Annotated in this window: 15 protein-coding genes; 8 read left to right on the plus strand and 7 right to left on the minus strand. The window is 72.8% G+C overall.

The genetic code is table 11. The annotated features are described in order from the left end of the window. Positions 1-56: 56 nt before the first annotated feature. Genes HJG43_11525 through HJG43_11540 form a run of 4 tightly spaced genes read left to right on the plus strand, consistent with a single transcriptional unit; the run spans position 57 to position 3,373 of the window. Complete coding sequence (locus tag HJG43_11525) at positions 57-1,115, plus strand: hypothetical protein (protein UER55062.1); 1,059 nt, start codon at positions 57-59, stop codon at positions 1,113-1,115. Continuing rightward, entirely contained in the window at positions 1,112-1,744 is a 633-nt protein-coding gene (locus HJG43_11530) for an ATP-binding cassette domain-containing protein (protein UER55063.1), read from the plus strand. Before HJG43_11525 ends, HJG43_11530 begins: the two co-directional genes overlap by 4 nt. Beyond that, positions 1,731-2,843, plus strand: a complete 1,113-nt coding sequence (locus HJG43_11535) for an ABC transporter permease (GenBank protein UER55064.1) — start codon at positions 1,731-1,733, stop codon at positions 2,841-2,843. The genes HJG43_11530 and HJG43_11535 overlap by 14 nt, the downstream gene beginning before the upstream one ends. Beyond that, a complete protein-coding gene (locus tag HJG43_11540; GenBank protein ID UER55065.1) occupies positions 2,840-3,373 on the plus strand; it encodes a hypothetical protein in 534 nt (177 codons plus the stop codon). Before HJG43_11535 ends, HJG43_11540 begins: the two co-directional genes overlap by 4 nt. 310 nt (positions 3,374-3,683) lie before the next feature. On the opposite strand, the gene HJG43_11545 is transcribed toward HJG43_11540, so the two are convergent. Continuing rightward, the gene (locus HJG43_11545) at positions 3,684-5,030 is read right to left on the minus strand and encodes a PhoH family protein (protein ID UER55066.1); all 1,347 of its coding nucleotides are present in this window, start codon (positions 5,028-5,030) and stop codon (positions 3,684-3,686) included. Positions 5,031-5,212: 182 nt separating this feature from the next. Between HJG43_11545 and pta the strand changes: the two genes are divergently transcribed. Together pta and HJG43_11555 are read left to right on the plus strand one after the other, a co-directional pair. After that, complete coding sequence (pta, locus tag HJG43_11550; GenBank protein UER55067.1) at positions 5,213-7,294, plus strand: phosphate acetyltransferase; 2,082 nt, start codon at positions 5,213-5,215, stop codon at positions 7,292-7,294. After that, on the plus strand, positions 7,291-8,496 hold the full coding sequence (locus HJG43_11555; GenBank protein ID UER55068.1) for an acetate kinase: 1,206 nt from the start codon (positions 7,291-7,293) through the stop codon (positions 8,494-8,496). Before pta ends, HJG43_11555 begins: the two co-directional genes overlap by 4 nt. Before the next feature lie 317 nt (positions 8,497-8,813). On the opposite strand, the gene HJG43_11560 is transcribed toward HJG43_11555, so the two are convergent. Continuing rightward, entirely contained in the window at positions 8,814-9,575 is a 762-nt protein-coding gene (locus HJG43_11560) for an isoprenyl transferase (GenBank protein UER55069.1), read from the minus strand. Positions 9,576-9,703: 128 nt separating this feature from the next. On the opposite strand from HJG43_11560, the gene HJG43_11565 reads away from it, so the two are divergent. Beyond that, a complete protein-coding gene (locus HJG43_11565) occupies positions 9,704-10,393 on the plus strand; it encodes a hemolysin III family protein (protein UER55070.1) in 690 nt (229 codons plus the stop codon). A 66-nt stretch (positions 10,394-10,459) separates the two neighbouring features. On the opposite strand, the gene HJG43_11570 is transcribed toward HJG43_11565, so the two are convergent. From HJG43_11570 to mca, 5 genes are read right to left on the minus strand one after another with little or no spacing between them, the layout of a single operon-like run. Beyond that, on the minus strand, positions 10,460-10,927 hold the full coding sequence (locus HJG43_11570) for a universal stress protein (GenBank protein ID UER55071.1): 468 nt from the start codon (positions 10,925-10,927) through the stop codon (positions 10,460-10,462). A 29-nt stretch (positions 10,928-10,956) separates the two neighbouring features. Then, the gene (locus tag HJG43_11575) at positions 10,957-13,041 is read right to left on the minus strand and encodes a thioredoxin domain-containing protein (protein UER55072.1); all 2,085 of its coding nucleotides are present in this window, start codon (positions 13,039-13,041) and stop codon (positions 10,957-10,959) included. Positions 13,042-13,085: 44 nt separating this feature from the next. Continuing rightward, positions 13,086-13,532: a rhodanese-like domain-containing protein gene (locus HJG43_11580; protein ID UER55073.1), complete on the minus strand. Its 447-nt coding sequence runs from the start codon at positions 13,530-13,532 to the stop codon at positions 13,086-13,088. A 15-nt stretch (positions 13,533-13,547) separates the two neighbouring features. After that, positions 13,548-13,910, minus strand: coding sequence for a hypothetical protein (locus HJG43_11585; GenBank protein ID UER55074.1), 363 nt, complete (start codon positions 13,908-13,910; stop codon positions 13,548-13,550). Beyond that, the gene (mca, locus tag HJG43_11590) at positions 13,907-14,767 is read right to left on the minus strand and encodes a mycothiol conjugate amidase Mca (protein UER55927.1); all 861 of its coding nucleotides are present in this window, start codon (positions 14,765-14,767) and stop codon (positions 13,907-13,909) included. Before mca ends, HJG43_11585 begins: the two co-directional genes overlap by 4 nt. 132 nt (positions 14,768-14,899) lie before the next feature. On the opposite strand from mca, the gene HJG43_11595 reads away from it, so the two are divergent. Further along, positions 14,900-15,292 (plus strand): DUF4307 domain-containing protein, encoded by a 393-nt coding sequence (locus HJG43_11595; protein UER55075.1) that lies wholly within the window; start codon positions 14,900-14,902, stop codon positions 15,290-15,292. Positions 15,293-15,364: the final 72 nt, after the last annotated feature.

Genomic DNA, 15,364 nt, shown 5'->3' on the forward strand with positions numbered 1-15,364 from the left:
ATGAGGAAGGGGCCGAGGTCCCACGGTCACGTCGATTCGGTCCGTTCCTCATCACCGTGGCGCTGACCCTCGCCGGACTTGCTCTCGGGTGGTGGGCGGCTCGGGCGACTCTGCCCCCCCAAGCCGAGGTCGTCTCCAGCGACCAGACACTGACGTACACCGTCCGCGAGGTGTCGGTCGGGAGATCGCTCAACCTGGCCGTCACAGCGGAACGCGAGCAGACGCTGATGGCGCGCAACGGGGCTGCCGGTGTGGTCACGGCCGCGGAGCCGGGGATTCGGACCGTCGAGGCCGGGACAGTCCTCTACTCGGTGAACGAGCGTCCGGTCGTCGCCGTTGCGGGCACGGTGCCCTTCTACCGTGACCTGGCCGTCGGCGCCCGCGGAAGAGACGTCGCCCAGCTGCACGAGTTCCTGCGTGCCGCAGACGTCGCTGAGGTCCCTTCGGGCGCTCAGTTCACGGCGGCGACGGAACGAGCCGTCGTGGCCTGGCAGAAGCAGATGGGCGTTGAGCCGACAGGCGTCGTGATGCGGGCTGACCTGGTGGCTCTTCCCCGCCTTCCCGCGGACGTCGTGCTGCTGGAGTCCATTACGGTGGGCGCGGAAGTCGCTGGCGGCGAAGACGCGGTCGCAGCCGTCGACCCCCAACCGCAGTTCACGCTGATCCTGGGCCCGGAGCAGAAGGACCTCGTCCCGCTGGATGCAGATGTGGTCGTTGTGGTCGACGGCCAGGACCACAGAGCAGTCATGGGAACCCCGACCGAGGCTCCGGACGGCGACCTGCGCATCCCACTGCAGGGTCCGAACGGCTCGTCGGTCTGCGCAGACACCGCCTGCGCGGCGGCCGTTCCAGCCGGCGCACCGACGTCGCTTCCCGCCCGGGTGGTGGTCACCCCGGACACCACAGGGCCGGGGGTGCCGGTCGGCGCGCTGACGAGCGGCCCTGACGGCCAGGTCACGGCAACTCTCAGCACCGGGACGGTGGTGGAGGTCTCTGTCCTGGCGTCGTCCGACGGTGTTGCCGTGGTCGATGGCCTCGACATCGGGGACGTCGTCGTCCTGCGAACGGCGCAGGACCTCAGCCCCAGGCCCACCGCGAGTGGGGGTTCGTCGTGATCTCCGTCAAGGGTCTCCGGTTCGGGTACCCCGGCTCTCCCGAGCTCTTCACGGACCTCGACCTCGTCCTTCCGCCCGGCGCCATGACGGCCCTGACCGGTCCCTCTGGCACAGGCAAGTCGACGCTGCTGTACATCCTTGGGCTGCTGCTCCGCCCGGCGGACGGCCGCGTCAGCCTGGGGCCGACGATGACCGAGAACCTTCGCGACGACCAGCGGTCGTGGCTGCGCGCTCACCGGATCGGCTTCGTCTTCCAGGACGCCGCGCTCGATCCAACCCGCACCGTGCTCGACAACGTCACGGAGACGGCCCTGTACACGGGTCTGCCCAGGCGAGTCGCAGAACAGCGCGCGCTGCAGCTGCTGCACCAGTTCGGCGTCGACCTCCGATGGGACCACAAGCCTGGTCAGGTCTCTGGCGGGCAGGCACAACGTGTCGCCCTCTGCCGCGCCCTACTCCATTCGCCTCCTTTCGTGCTCGCCGACGAGCCCACCGGAAACCTCGACCGATCCTCAGCAGACGTAGTGCTGACCGCCTTGTCCGCCAGCGCTGCCGACGGCGCAACCGTGGTGATAGCAACTCACGACCCTGTCGTCGTCCAGCGGTGCGACAACCGTGTCGACCTCTGAGATCACGAGACTGGCCGCCTTGCTGTCCGAGGCGGCCAGGGCCACCCGTTCCCAGCCCGCCGTCAGCGCCGTCACAGCGATCATCGTGGCCTCGGTCACCGCCGTCATCCTCGCGACAACCGGTCAGACCGCGGCTGCGGAGCGGCAGGTCCTCGACCGGATCGACTCCGCCGGAAGCCGAACGATCGAGATCTCTGCCGCTGCTGGAGCGGCGGCTATCCCTTCTCGGGTGCTGCCTGTCATCGCGCAGATGTCTTCCACCGACTGGGTGATCGGTTTGGGGGTCCCCCAGGACGGGCGCAACCACGCGCTGGGAGGAGGCGCCGAGCCGCTCGCCTTCTGGCCCGTCGTCGGTGACCTGCCGGACTCGGTGAGCCTGCCGCGCCGTCCCGCGGTAGGACAGGCCGCAGTGGGTATCGGCGCGCTGGAGAAGTGGGGCGGGGTCGGTGGCCTGGGCGCCGTCGATCTGCCCGGTCAACGGCAGGTACCGGCAGTGGGCACGCTCTCGGCCACGGACTCCCTGTCCTTCCTCAACGACGGCGGCATCGTGATAGCCGACTCTGCCGCCGACACCGAGGTACAGAGGATCGTCGTGGCCGCCGACAGCGCCGCGGAGGTCACTGCGCTCACCGCGGCAGTCGTCGAGACCATCGCCCCGACAGACGCCGCCGGGCTGCGTGTGTCGTCGCCCCATGCGTTGACCGATCTACGCGCCGCCGTCGAAGGCGATCTCGGCTCCTACGGTCGGGGCCTGCTCGTCGCCGTCCTTGCCGCCGGACTGGTGCTGGTCGGGATCACTGCCCTGGGTCACGTTCTGATCCGGCGACGAGACCTCGGTAGACGCCGTGCACTGGGTGCGACGAGGTCGACCATCGTCGCCCTCGTGGTCGTCCAGAGCGGCTACGCCGCCGCGAGCGGCGCCGTCGTAGGTGCCGTCGCCGGCCTGATCTTCACCTGGCGCGTGACAGGTCACGCTCCGGCCTGGAGCTTCGTCGCGGGAACAGCGGTACTCGCTGTCCTCGGGGCTGTCGGCGCCGCCGTACCCGCCGCGGTCGCGGCCGCCCTGCGGGATCCCATCTCCGTGCTGCGCACCCCGTGACCGGCGGCTCCTCGGCCCACTGGCGCGCCGGGCCGACGGAATCCGGCGTCTGTCGGCGAGCAGGGGTTCCGCTCCAGCGGATCCGTCCGGCGCTGGAGCAACTCAGCCAAGAGATGGGCATCGACCACGCCCTCGCCTCACAGCGCCTCTACACCGACGCTGCCGAGGTGCTCTACGACTACGCACAGCGCAACGACGGCCAGCAGGCCGGGGTCGTCGGAGACCTCATCGTGGTCCGACACAACCAACGGGTCTTCGCCGAGGTGGTGGAGCAATATCTCCAGCGGATCACCTTCGGCACCGACGGCTACGCAGTCGCGATTCCGCTCCCGGGGTTCGCGCGGGCCCATGTCGTGGCCGACGTGCGACGCGGGTTCGGCCAACCGACCTTCGCTCGGGGTGGTGCACGGCTGGAGGACGTCCTGAGCTTGTTCGATGCTGGCGAGTCGATCGCCAGTGTGGCACAGGAGTTTGGTCTCGACAGGCTGGAGGTCGAGGACGCCATTCGGAACCGCGACAAGAAGAGCTGACGGAGCCATGCGTTGGAACCGCCTCACTTCTTCGTCGACCGGAGCCTCGGAGCCGTCCAGCTTCCACAGCTTCTGCGGGACGCGGGCTGGCTCCTGACGACACTCGTCGAGCACTACGGCAGGCCGGGAGATGAGGCCGTCGCTGACGTCGACTGGCTCACTCTGTGCGGACGTGGTCTGGGAGAAGGCTGCAGAAGGAAGAGCAGCGATCTGGGTGCTGTCACGGCGGCAGGCGCGACTCACCGAGCTGTGACGCTGACCCTCCGAAACTGCGCTGCCGTGGATGGCACCGGGGCAAGCAGGGTCGTTGTCACAGGTTCAGGCCCTCTAGCATCTCCGTGACGAGGGCGGCGACGGGGGACCGCTCGCTGCGGGTGAGCGTGACGTGCGCGAACAGCGGGTGTCCCTTGAGCGCCTCGATGACCGCGGCGACGCCGTCGTGCCGGCCGACACGCAGGTTGTCCCGCTGCGCGACGTCGTGGGTGAGGACAACCCTGCTGTTCTGCCCGATCCGGCTCAGCACGGTGAGCAGCACGTTGCGCTCGAGGGACTGCGCCTCGTCGACGACGACGAACGCGTCGTGCAGGCTGCGGCCGCGGATGTGGGTGAGCGGCAGCACCTCGAGCATCCCCCGGTCGAGCACCTCCTCGATCACCTCGCGGCCAACGAGGGCGTCGAGGGTGTCGAACACGGCCTGCCCCCACGGGTTCATCTTCTCGGCCTCGGAGCCCGGGAGGTAGCCGAGGTCCTGACCGCCCACCGCGTACAGCGGGCGGAAGACGACGACCTTGCGGTGCTGGCGGCGCTCGAGCACGGACTCCAGGCCGGCGCAGAGCGCGAGCGCGGACTTGCCGGTGCCCGCGCGGCCGCCGAGCGAGACGATCCCCACGTCGGGGTCCAGGAGCAGGTCGATGGCGATGCGCTGCTCGGCGCTGCGTCCGTGCACCCCGAGGACCCCCCGGTCACCGCGCACGAGACGGACCTGCTTGTCGGGGCCGACCCGTCCCAGGGCCGAACCACGTGGTGAGAGCAGCACGAGGCCGGTGTGGCAGGGCAGGTCACGGGCCTCGTGGAGGTCCAGGCGCTCGTGCTCGTACAGGTCGGCCATCTGCTCGGCGGTGACGTCGAGCTCGGCCGTACCCGTCCACCCGGAGTCGACCGCGAGCTCGGCGCGGTACTCCTCCGCCGCCAGGCCGACCGCGGCCGCCTTGACCCGCATCGGCAGGTCCTTGGACACCACGGTGACGTCGTGTCCCTCGGTCGCGAGGTTCTTCGCGACCGCGAGGATGCGACTGTCGTTGTCCCCGAGGCGGAAGCCGGCCGGCAGCCCGTTCGGGTCGGTGTGGTTGAGCTCGACCCGAACGGTGCCTCCGTCGTCCCCGACCGGCAGGGGCGCGTCGAGACGACCGTGCTGCACCCGCAGGTCGTCGAGCAGCCGCAGGGCCTCGCGGGCGAAGTAACCGAGCTCGCTGTGGTGGCGCTTGCCCTCCAGCTCGGTGATCACCACGACCGGCAGCACGACCTCGTGCTCGGCGAAGCGCAGCATCGCGCGGGGGTCGGACAGCAGGACGGAGGTGTCCAGGACGTACGTGCGGCGCTCAGGACGGCGGGTCGTGGCCACTGCGGCTCCCTGTCCGGCGCGGACGCGCCGGGTCACTCGCGGTCGGGGTCCGGTCGGCCCGCCGTCGGGGACGGCGGCCGGGTCCGGCCCGCCTCCCGGAGCACAGATCGCTCCATCGATGGGCCTCCCGCTCGGGCGGCACCGGACCGCCCGACCTCACCGACGCTAGCCCTGGTCCGGACCGGTGTGGTGCGCAACACGCCGATAGCGTGTCCGCCGTGGCCAGCAGCCTGTACCTCGCCGCGTCGGAGGCCGAGAGCGGCAAGTCCGCGGTGGCCCTCGGCCTGTTCGACCTCATCACCCGGCGGGTCGGCCGGGCCGCCGTCTTCCGGCCGGTGGTCCGTGGCGGGGACGTCCCCGACCCGGTGGTCACGCTGCTGCGCGACCGGTACCGGCTCGACGTGCCCTACGAGGACTGCGTCGGGATCACCTACGACGACGTGCACGCCGACCCCGAGCGCGCCGTGGCCGACGTCCTGGCCCGCTACCGGGAGCTGGAGAAGCACAGCGACGCGGTCCTCGTCGTCGGCACGGACTTCACCGACGTCGGCGCGCCGACCGAGCTGGCGTTCAACGCCCGCCTCGCCGCCAACCTCGGCTCTCCGGTGCTGGCCGTCGTCCCCGGTGGCGACCGCTCCGCCGAGGACGTCCACGCCGCCGCCGAGGTCACCTGCTGGACGCTGCGCTCGGAGCACGCGTCCGTCGTCGGCGTCGTCGTCAACCGGGTCGAGCCCCGGGACCTCGACGCCGTCCGGGCGGTCTTCGCCGACGGCGAGCTGAACGGTGCGCCGGTGTGGGTCCTGCCCGCGGAACCGTTGCTCAGCGCCCCCACCGTGGGCCAGGTCGCCGCCGCCTGCGACGCCGAGCTGCTCTTCGGGGACGAGGACCTGCTGCACCGGGAGGCCCGGGGCTTCGTCGTCGCCGCGATGACGCTGCCCCGGGTGCTCGACTACCTCACCGAGGAGTCCGTCGTCATCACCCCGGGCGACCGTGAGGAGGTGCTCGTCGGGCTGCTCATGGCCGACCGTGCCGACACCTTCCCGAGCCTCAGCGGCGTCCTGCTCACCGGCGGCATTCCCCTGGACGACCCGATCCGCCGCCTCGTGGAGGGCGTCGGGTCCCCGTTGCCAGTGCTGTCCACCGCGGGGAACACCTTCGTGACCGCCCAGCGCGCCTCCGCCGTCCGGGGCGCCATCACCGCGGGCAGCGACCGGAAGGTGCAGACGGCCCTGGCCCTCGTCGAACGGCACATGGACGGCGAGGGGCTGCTCGACCGGGTCGACGTCCTGCGCAGCGACGTCGTCACCCCGCTGATGTTCTCCCACGACCTGATGGAACGGGCCCGCTCGGACCGCCGGCTCATCGTGCTGCCCGAGGGAGACGACGACCGGGTGCTCCGGGCGGCGGACACGGTGCTGCGCCGCGGGATCGCCGACCTCGTCGTCCTCGGCGACCCCTCGGACGTCGCGGCGCGGGCGGCCCGGCTCGGTCTGGACCTGTCGGCGGCCCGGGTACAGGACCCGCAGGACCCGGTGCTGCGGGAGAAGCTGGCACAGGAGTACGCCCGGCTGCGCGCCCACAAGGGCCTCACCCTGGAGGCTGCTCGGGACATCGTCGTGGACGTGTCCTACTGCGGCACGCTGATGGTCCACCTGGGGATGGCCGACGGGATGGTCTCGGGCGCCTCGCACACCACCGCGCACACGGTCCGGCCGGCGTTCGAGGTGATCGGCACCGCGCCGGGGGTCTCCGTCGTCTCCAGCGTGTTCTTCATGCTGCTGGCGGACCGGGTGCTCGTGTACGGGGACTGCGCCATCGTCCCGGACCCGACCGCCGAGCAGCTCGCCGACATCGCCGTCTCCTCGGCCCGCACCGCCCGCCAGTTCGGCGTCGAGCCGCGGGTGGCGATGCTGTCGTACTCCACCGGGACGTCCGGCTCCGGGGCGGACGTCGAGAAGGTCCGGGAGGCGACCCGGCTGGCCCGGGAGCGCAGTCCTGGCCTGGACGTCGAGGGGCCCATCCAGTACGACGCGGCGGTCGACGCCGGTGTCGCCCGCACGAAGCTCCCGGACAGCACCGTCGCCGGCCGGGCCACCGTGTTTATCTTCCCGGACCTCAACACCGGTAACAACACGTACAAGGCCGTGCAGCGCAGCGCCGGCGCGGTCGCCGTCGGTCCGGTGCTGCAGGGACTGCGCAAGCCCGTGAACGACCTGTCCCGGGGCGCCACGGTGCAAGACATCGTCGCCACCATCGCCATCACCGCCGTCCAGGCGCAGTCCGTGGGGGTGGACCGGTGAGTGGCCGGGTACTCGTGCTCAACACCGGGTCGTCGTCGGTGAAGTACTCCCTGCTCGACCCCGGCTCCGGCCACGTCGACGCCTCCGGGCTGGCCGAGCGGATCGGCGTCGGCGGCGGGCGGCTCACCCACCGGGGGCCGGACGGCGAGGCGGTCACCGACCTGGACCTGCCGGACCACGAGGCGGCGCTGTCCGCCGTCCTGGAGGCCTTCGCCACTCACGGTCCCCGCCTCGCTGAAGCCGGGCTGGTCGCCGTGGGCCACCGCGTCGTCCACGGCGGGGACCGGTTCTCCGCCCCGGCGAGGGTGGACGCCGAGCTCGTCGACGTCGTCCGCTCGCTCGTGCCGCTCGCCCCCCTGCACAACCCGGCGAACGTCGAGGGCCTCGAGGTCGCGCTGCGGATGCTGCCCGACGTGCCGCAGGTCGCCGTGTTCGACACCGCCTTCCACCAGACCCTGCCGCCCGCGGCGTACACCTACGCGGTACCGCGGGAGTGGCAGCGCGACCACGGGGTCCGCCGGTACGGGTTCCACGGCACCTCGCACGCCTACGTCTCGCGGGAGGCCGCGCGCCTGCTCGACCGGCCGCCCGAGGACGTCGACCTCATCGTGCTGCACCTCGGCAACGGGGCCAGCGCGTGCGCGGTGCGCGGTGGCCGCAGCGTGGAGACGTCGATGGGGCTGACCCCGCTCGAGGGCCTGGTCATGGGTACCCGCTCCGGGGACGTCGACCCGGCCCTGGCGGCGCACCTGCAGCGGGTGGCCGGCCTCGGCATCGACGAGGTCGACGCGGCCCTCAACCGCCGCAGCGGACTGCTGGCCCTGGCCGGGGCGAGCGACCTGCGCGAGGTGCACCGGCTGGCGGCCTCGGGTGACGTCGAGCCGGCCCGCGCCGCCGAGCTCGCCCTCGACGTGTACTGCCACCGGATCCGCAAGTACGTCGGCGCCTACTACGCCGTCCTCGGTCGGCTGGACGCCGTCGTGCTCACCGGCGGGGTCGGGGAGAACGACCAGGTGGTCCGGGAGCGCTCACTGCGGGGTCTCGAGGGGCTCGGCATCGAGCTCGACCAGGACGCGAACGCCCGGCCCGACAAGGGTGCCCGGCGGATCTCCACCGCGTCCTCGCCGGTCGCGGTGCTCGTCGTCCCGACGAACGAGGAGCTCGAGATCGCCCGCCAGACCCTCTCCCTCCTCACTCCGTGATCATGCAATCCCGCCACCCCCTCCCCCGCCCCAACTCGTGATCATGCAATCCCGCCACCCCCTCCCCCGCCCCAACTCGTGATCATGCAATCCCGCCACCCCTCACGAGGGCGGCGACGGGGTCACAGGAGAGGGCGGGGTCTCACGCGTCCGGCACAGAATGCTGGGTTCGACGCCACTTTCACGGCGTGTCGCGCCAGCAACCCAGCATTCTGCGAGCGCGAAAGGTGTCGTGCGGGGTGGCGGGATTGCATGATCACGACAAGGTGTGCGGGGTGGCGGGATTGCATGATCACGGGGGGCTGGGCGTCGCGGGGTCAGGTGCCGAACCGGCGCTCCCGGTGGGCGTAGGCGCGCAGCGCCCGCAGGAAGTCGACCCGGCGGAAGTCGGGCCACAGCGCCTCGCAGAAGTACAGCTCGGTGTGCGCGCTCTGCCAGAGCAGGAACCCCGACAGCCGCTGCTCGCCGGAGGTCCGGATGACGAGGTCGGGGTCCGGCTGACCCTTGGTGTAGAGGTGCTCGGCGATGTGCTCGACGTCGAGCAGGCCGGCGAGCTCCTCGATCGTGGTGCCGCGGCTGGCGTGCTCGTGCAGCAGCGCTCGCACCGCGTCGGCGATCTCCCGGCGGCCGCCGTAGCCGACGGCGACGTTGACGTGCAGACCCTGGACGTCGCGGGTGGCCTCGGCGACCTCCTTGAGCCGACGGGCGGTCGCCTCCGGCAGCAGGTCCAGGGCCCCGACCGGGTGCACCCGCCAGCGGGCCGCCGCCCCGAGCCGACCGACGACCCCCTCGATCACCTCGAGCAACGCGGCAAGCTCCTCCGCGGGGCGGTTGAGGTTGTCGGTGGAGAGCATCCACAGCGTCACGACCTCGACCCCGGCCTCCTCGCACCACTCGAGGAACTCCAGCACCTTCTCCGCACCGGCCTCGTGGCCGCTGCGGGTGTCGGCGCCGGAGGCGCGGGCCCAGCGCCGGTTGCCGTCGAGGATGACTCCGACGTGGCGCGGCACCCGGTCCGCAGGCAGTGAACGAGCGAGCCGGCGCTCGTACAGTCGGTACAGCGGGTGGGGTCGCGCCATGACCGTCCCGACCTCCTGCTCGCCGTGCTCGCGCGTGACACCCTCAACCTACTGCGCCGCACGCGACGCCCCTCGCGCGCTACACCTACGGGCTCGTAGGTTACTGGTCCGTAGGTTAGAGTCGGAGCATGGACCACCAGCACCGCTCCCCCGGCGAGGTCGCCCACGCCGTCGCCGACTCGGTGAAGCCGCGCCTGCGCGGCTGGTTGCACCTCGGCACGTTCCCGGTGGCCGTGGTCGTGGCGATCGTGCTCGTGGCGCTCGCCCCGGACACCCGGACCCGGGTCGCCGTCGGGATCTTCGGCACCACCGCGGCGCTGCTGTTCGGCGTCAGCGCGCTCTACCACCGTGGCACGTGGTCGCCGCGCACCAACGCGCTGCTCAAGCGGCTGGACCACTCCAACATCTTCCTGATCATCGCCGGGACGTACACGCCGTTCGCCGTGCTGCTGCTGCCAGAGGGCTCCGGCCGGGTGCTGCTGTGGGTGATCTGGGGGACGGCGGTCGCCGGGGTGCTGTTCCGGGTGCTGTGGGTCGGTGCCCCACGCTGGCTCTACGTGCCGGTGTACATCGCCATGGGATGGGTGGCGGTGGCCTTCGTGCCGGACTTCCTGCGCGGCGGCGGGCCGGTCGTGCTGGCTCTCGTCGTCCTGGGCGGGCTGCTCTACACCGTCGGCGGCGTCGTCTACGGCATCAAGCGGCCCAACCCGAGCCCGCGCTGGTTCGGCTTCCACGAGGTGTTCCACGCCCTCACCGTGGCGGCGTTCCTCGCCCACGTGGCCGGGGTGTCGCTCGCGGTGCTCGCCGAGCCCGGCTGAGGCGCCCGGGGCGCCCGGGGCGCTCGGTGTCGCCCGGCTCGAGCAGCGGCGAGGCCACCGCTTCGCTCATCCCCCGGCGGCCCGGACGACGACGACGGTGCACGGGGCGTGCCGGCTGACCTGCTCGGCCACCGACCCCAGCCGCAGCCCGGCGAACCCTCCGCCGCCGCGCTCACCGACGACGAGAAGGTCTGCGTCGGCCGCCGCGGCCATCAGGGCCTGCGCCGACGGCCCGTGGACGACGTGCTGGTGCACCTCGACACCGGTGGTGTCGACGGCCGCGACGGCCTCGGCGAGGTGCTGCTCGGTGGCCCGCTGGCACTCCTCCATCGACGGGACGGTGCCGTAGGGGACACCCGTGTCCCGGATCGCGGTCGCGAGCACCCAGGCCCGGACGACGTGCAGCGGGCAGTGCCGCAGCCGGGCCTCCTCGATCGCCCACCTCAGGGCGTCGTCGGCGGCGGGCGACCCGTCGTGCCCGACGACGATGCCGCGGATCGGGGGGCTGAACTGCGGCGGCTCCCAGGGACTCATGGGGTCACCCTGGCACGTCGGGGCGTCACTCAGCCACGGACCTCGGTCCCGACGGCGCGGGCGAGTTCGACCGGGTCGGTGGTGGGCGCGTCGCAGACGAAACCGCGGCAGACGTAGGCGGCCGGCCGGCCCGCGACGAGGCCGCGGTGGCGCAGCAGCGGCAGTCGGTCGTCGCCGTCCGCCTCGCCGCCTTCCGGCTCCCCCCGGGCGACGACGAGCCCGGGGGCGGTGCCGGCGAGCGCGGTGCGGTGCAGCGCGTCGGTCGCCGGGTCGCCGGACGGGCCGACGACGGCGACCTCGCGCGGACCGTCGAGGAGCGCCTGCGCGACCGCGAGACCCCAGCCCGCGAACCGCGGGGCCTGACCGGCGAGGGCCGTCACGACGGCGAGGGCAGCCTCGGCGGAGCGCCGGTAGCGGTCCTCCCCGGTCAGCGCGGCGGCGGTGAGCAGCGCGCCGGCGGCGGCGGTCCAGCCGGACGGAGCGGCGTTGTCGGTGGGGTCGGAGGGCCTGCCCACGGCGGCGACGGCGGCGTCGGTGCCCGCCACGGAGGTGTCGTGGAACCCGCCGGCGCCGTCCGGGAACTCGGCGAGGACGACGTCCAGCAGGCCGACGGCGGCCTGGGCCCAGGAGGTCTTCCCGGTCGCCGCGGACAGCGCGAACAGGCCCTCGGCCAGGTCGCCGTAGTCCTCGAGCACCCCGGGGGCAGCGCCCGGCGTGCCGTCCCGGGAGGCGCGCACGAGATGGCCGTCGTCGGTGCGGTGCACGGCCACCAGCAGGTCGCCGATCCGCTCGGCGGCGGCGACGAGGTCGGGTCGGTCGCACAGCACGCCGGTCTCTGCCAGAGCCGCGACCGCCAGCCCGTTCCAGGCGGTGACCACCTTGTCGTCCCGGGCGGGCTGGGGTCGCTGCCGGCGCGCCTGGCGGAGCCGCTCGCGGACTCGCCGCCAGCGGGCGGCCTCGGGGTCGTCGTCCGGCGCGTCGGCGACGTCGCGGAGCATCCGCAGCGTCGACGCGCCGTGCTCGAAGGTGCCACCGTCGGTCACCCCGAGCAGCTCGGCCGCCCACGCGGCGTCCGGCTCGCCGAGCACCTCCGTCAGCTGCTGCGGGGTCCACACGTACGTGGCCCCCTCGACGCCGTGACCGTCGACGACCGTGTCGGCGTCCAGGCTGGAGGCGAGCCCGCCGTGCGGCGTGCCGAGCGCGGCGAGCATCCAGTCGCAGGTCTCCTCGGCCACCCGGCGCCCGGTTCGCTCGCCGGTCAGCCGCCACCAGTGCAGGTAGACCCGGACGAGCTGGGCGTTGTCGTAGAGCATCTTCTCGAAGTGCGGCACCACCCAGCCGGGGTCCACGGCGTAGCGGGCGAACCCACCCTCGAGCTGGTCGTACATGCCGGAGCGGGCCATCGCCCGCAGGGTGCGTCCGGCGATCGCGGCGGCGTCGGCAGCGGTCCGAGCGTCGGTGGCGGCGTGCCGGAGCAGGAACTCCAGGACGGCGGACGGCGGGAACTTGGGTGCCCCGCCGAACCCCCCGTGGGTGCGGTCCTCCTGGGCGGCGAGCTGGCGGACCGCTCGCTCGAGGTCCTGCGCGGTGGGCGGGGCGGACCCCTCCGGCGTGCTCCGCCGGGACAGGGTCACAGCGATCCGGTCGGCCGCGGCGTCCATCTGGTCGCGCCTGTCCCGCCAGGCCTCGGCCACCGCCGTCAGCACCTGGCGGAAGGACGGCATCCCGTGCCGGGGCTCCGGCGGGTAGTACGTGCCGGCGTAGAAGGGGCGGCCCTCGGGGGTGAGGAACACCGTCATCGGCCAACCGCCCTGCCCGGTCAGGGCCTGGGTGGCGGCCATGTAGACGGCGTCGACGTCGGGCCGCTCCTCGCGGTCGACCTTGACGTTGACGAACGAGGTGTTCATCTGGGCGGCGGTCTCGTGGTCCTCGAAGGACTCGTGCGCCATGACGTGGCACCAGTGGCAGGCGGCGTACCCGACGCTCAGCAGGATCGGGACGTCGCGGCGGCGGGCCTCGGCGAAGGCCTCCTCACCCCACTGCCACCAGTCGACCGGGTTGTCGGCGTGCTGCAGGAGGTACGGGCTGATGGATCGTGCGAGCCGATTCGTCACCCGCTCACGCTAGCCCGCCCCCACGACACAGCCGAGGACGACGGTCAGGCCGTGGGGGCTCCGGCGGCCACCAGGGCGTCGAACGCACCGGCGTCGGCGACGTCGGTGAAGCCCATCTCGCGCAGGATGGACGCGGCGGCGGCGGACCGGTTGCCGGTGCGGCAGTACAGGACGTAGCCGCCCTGCGGGTCGAGCTCGGCCACCTGCGCGGAGAAGTCCGGGGACTGCACGTCGATGTTGCGGGCGCCCTCGACGTGGCCGGCGGCGAACTCCTCCGGCGTGCGGACGTCGATCACCAGCGGCTCGCCGGAGGCGATGAGCTCGACCGCGGTCGGCGCGTCGACGACCCGGACGCCGCCGGCGTCCGCGGACGCCACCGCAGCCGGGCCGGCCGGCGCCTGGGGGTCCGCGGCCTCACCGCAGGAGGCGGTGGCCAGGACGGCGGCGAGGGCAACGGCGGCCAGGGCGGCCGGACGGAAAGACGGCTTCATACCCCCCAGGGTATCTCAGGACGGCGGGGCGACCGGGGGACGACCCGGCTCACCAGGGTCGTCGCCCGGGTCGTCGCCCGGGTCATCGCCCGGGTGCTCGTCACCGTGGTCCGGCCCGTCGAGACCTGCCCGCTGGTCCACCTGCTCCTGCGCAGCACGCTCGGCGGCGGCGTCCCGCTCCTCGCGGTACTTCATCCGACGCAGCCGCCGTGACATGTTGATGAACAGCAGCACCGCGGCGATGACCACCGCGAAGGTGGCGAGGAACCCGATCAGGCCGGGGCTGATCGAGTTCGGGTCAAGGCCCTCGCCGTCGGTGCCGGCGGCGAGCAACGACGACGCCGGGACGACGGCCAGTGCCGCCGGGAGCGCGCTCACCGACCCGCCGCCGACGTGTCACGGATCCCGGCGAACAGGTCGTCCTCGGGCTCCTCCGTCGGCACCAGCGAACGGGCCAGCTCGTAGTCCTCCGTCGGCCACACCCGCGCAGCCAGCTCGTGGTCGATGGCGAAGAAGCTGCCGTTCGGGTCCACCTGGGTGGCGTGCGCCAGCAGCGCCCGGTCCCGCACCGGGAAGTACTCGGCGCACGGCACCCGCGTGGTGATCCGACGCTCCTCCCGGTCTTCCCAGCGCGCAAGCCAGTCGGCGAACGGCGACTCGCGTCCCTCGTGCAGCAACGCCTCGTGGTAGGCCTGCATCCGGGCCCGGTGGAAGGTCTGGTTGTAGTACAGCTTGAGCGGCTGCCACGGGGGCTCCTCGCCTGGGTAGCGCTCCGGGTCCCCGGCGGCCTCGAACGCCTCGACCGACACCTTGTGGCACATGATGTGGTCGGGGTGCGGGTAGCCACCGTTCTCGTCGTACGTCGTCATCACGTGCGGACGGAACCGACGCACCAGGCGGACGAGCGGCTCGGCGGCGACGTGCAGCGGCTGCAGCGCGAAGCAGCCCTCGGGCAGCGGCGGCGGCGGGTCGCCCTGCGGCAGCCCCGAGTCGACGAACCCCAGCCACTCGTGCCGGACGCCGAGGATCCGCACCGCCTCGGCCATCTCCCGCCGACGCACCTCGGGCATGTCCCGCAGGATCGCCGGGTCGTCGGCCAGCGCGGGGTTGAGGATGTCGCCGCGCTCCCCACCTGTGCAGGTGACGACCATGACCTCGACGCCCTCGGCGACGTATCGGGCCATCGTCGCCGCTCCCTTGCTCGACTCGTCGTCCGGGTGCGCGTGCACAGCCATCAGCCGCAGCGGCTCGTCGCCCACGTGGCCTCCTCGTCGTCGGTCCGGTCGGTGCCGACGTCCGGGTCTGAGGGACAATCGGCGGGAACCATCATTCACGCCCGTCCCCGCGCCGACGCCACCGGGAGCACGATGTCACACCCACCGACCCGTCCGGCCGACCGCTACGGCGACCGCACCGGTCGCCGTCCCGGCACGGTCGTCGCCCTGCTCGTGCTCGGCGCGGTGTTCGTCGGCTGGGTCCTCTGGGCCGGCGTCGGCGCCGCGGACCGGGACGTCCGGTGGAGCGACGTCGGCTACCGGATCGTGGACGCCACCACCGTCGAGGTGACGTTCTCGGTAGTCAAGGACCCGGAGGCGACCGCGGAGTGCACCCTGGAGGCGCTCGACCAGCGCTTCGCCGTCGTCGGGCTGGCCACCGTCGAGGTCGGGCCGGCCGAGGAGCCAGGGGTCCGCAGCACAGGCGTCGTTCGCACCTCCGAGCCGGCGGTGACGGGCGTCGTCGACAGCTGCCGGATCGTGTGACCGTCCGCCGTCACCAGCGGTACACGCGGACCGACTGTTATCCTGTTCTCTTCCCGCACCACCGGGGCCTCC

Source organism: Kineosporiaceae bacterium SCSIO 59966, from assembly GCA_020881835.1.
Taxonomy (GTDB): Bacteria; Actinomycetota; Actinomycetes; order Actinomycetales; family SCSIO-59966; genus SCSIO-59966.